General features: G+C 47.3%; 10 tRNA genes and 1 rRNA gene. All 11 read left to right on the plus strand.

The annotated features are described in order from the left end of the window. Positions 1-89, plus strand: a 5S ribosomal RNA gene (gene rrf / locus KNP60_RS15355); the annotation flags it as partial. Between the two features lie 83 nt (positions 90-172). Next, positions 173-248: transfer RNA gene (locus tag KNP60_RS15360), tRNA-Asp, on the plus strand. A 25-nt stretch (positions 249-273) separates the two neighbouring features. Then, positions 274-349 (plus strand) — tRNA-Phe (locus KNP60_RS15365). Between the two features lie 8 nt (positions 350-357). Further along, a tRNA-Thr gene (locus KNP60_RS15370) sits at positions 358-433 on the plus strand. 11 nt (positions 434-444) lie between these two features. Further along, positions 445-520 (plus strand) — tRNA-His (locus KNP60_RS15375). A gap of 15 nt (positions 521-535) precedes the next feature. After that, positions 536-611 (plus strand) — tRNA-Lys (locus KNP60_RS15380). A gap of 33 nt (positions 612-644) precedes the next feature. After that, positions 645-725, plus strand: a tRNA-Leu gene (locus KNP60_RS15385). Positions 726-746: 21 nt separating this feature from the next. Continuing rightward, positions 747-821 (plus strand) — tRNA-Gly (locus KNP60_RS15390). 7 nt (positions 822-828) lie between these two features. Then, positions 829-913: transfer RNA gene (locus tag KNP60_RS15395), tRNA-Leu, on the plus strand. Positions 914-918: 5 nt separating this feature from the next. Next, a tRNA-Arg gene (locus KNP60_RS15400) sits at positions 919-995 on the plus strand. A gap of 7 nt (positions 996-1,002) precedes the next feature. After that, positions 1,003-1,079: transfer RNA gene (locus KNP60_RS15405), tRNA-Pro, on the plus strand. Positions 1,080-1,182 lie beyond the last annotated feature (103 nt).

Consider the following 1,182-nt stretch of genomic DNA (forward strand, 5'->3'; position numbering starts at 1 on the left):
CCCGTTCCCATGCCGAACACGGAAGTTAAGCGCTTCAGCGCCGAAAGTAGTTGGGGGTCTCCCCCTGTGAGGATAGGACGCTGCCAGGCTGATTGTTTTTTTGAAAAAATTATTGACTTTACTCTCGATGACATTTAAAATAGGTAAAGTCGATACAATAATTATTTAAAACGGTCCCGTGGTGTAGTGGTTAACATGTCTGCCTGTCACGCAGAAGATCGCGGGTTCGAATCCCGTCGGGACCGCCATTTTTTTATTTAAACTTAATAAGTTGGCTTTGTAGCTCAGTTGGTAGAGCAAAGGACTGAAAATCCTTGTGTCGGCGGTTCGATTCCGTCCAAAGCCACCATTTACAGCGCCGGTGTAGCTCAGTTGGTAGAGCATCTGACTTGTAATCAGAGGGTCGAGGGTTCGAATCCTTTCGCCGGCACCATTTTTCTCATGGCGGTTGTGGCGAAGTGGTTAACGCACCGGATTGTGATTCCGGCATTCGAGGGTTCAATTCCCTTCAGCCGCCCCATTTTAAAAAATTAATGAGCCATTAGCTCAGTTGGTAGAGCATCTGACTTTTAATCAGAGGGTCGCAGGTTCGAGCCCTGCATGGCTCACCATTTCTCATTAATTTCTATACTTAAATATTATATGCGGGTGTGGCGGAATTGGTAGACGCGCTAGACTTAGGATCTAGTGTCTTTGACGTGGGGGTTCGAGTCCCTTCACCCGCATCTCTAATCTAACTTTATATTGCGGAAGTAGTTCAGTGGTAGAATACGACCTTGCCAAGGTCGGGGTCGCGGGTTCGAATCCCGTCTTCCGCTCCAATTATATGCGGTCGTGGCGGAATCGGTAGACGCGCTAGGTTGAGGGCCTAGTGGTGGTTAACACCGTGGAGGTTCAAGTCCTCTCGACCGCATTAATGCACCCTTAGCTCAGCTGGATAGAGCGTTAGACTACGAATCTAAAGGCCGGGAGTTCGAATCTCTCAGGGTGCACCATTTATAACGGGAAGTAGCTCAGCTTGGTAGAGCACTTGGTTTGGGACCAAGGGGTCGCAGGTTCGAATCCTGTCTTCCCGACCATTTCTTAATTCAATTTGGTCTTTGAAAACTGAACGATGAGGCAAAAATGTTTTACAATTTTTGAATGAAGCGCAAGCTTCGTCATTTTTAAAGAGCTATATCA

The organism is Exiguobacterium sp. s5, assembly GCF_018618075.1.
In the GTDB taxonomy this organism is placed as follows: Bacteria; Bacillota; Bacilli; order Exiguobacteriales; family Exiguobacteriaceae; genus Exiguobacterium; species Exiguobacterium mexicanum_A.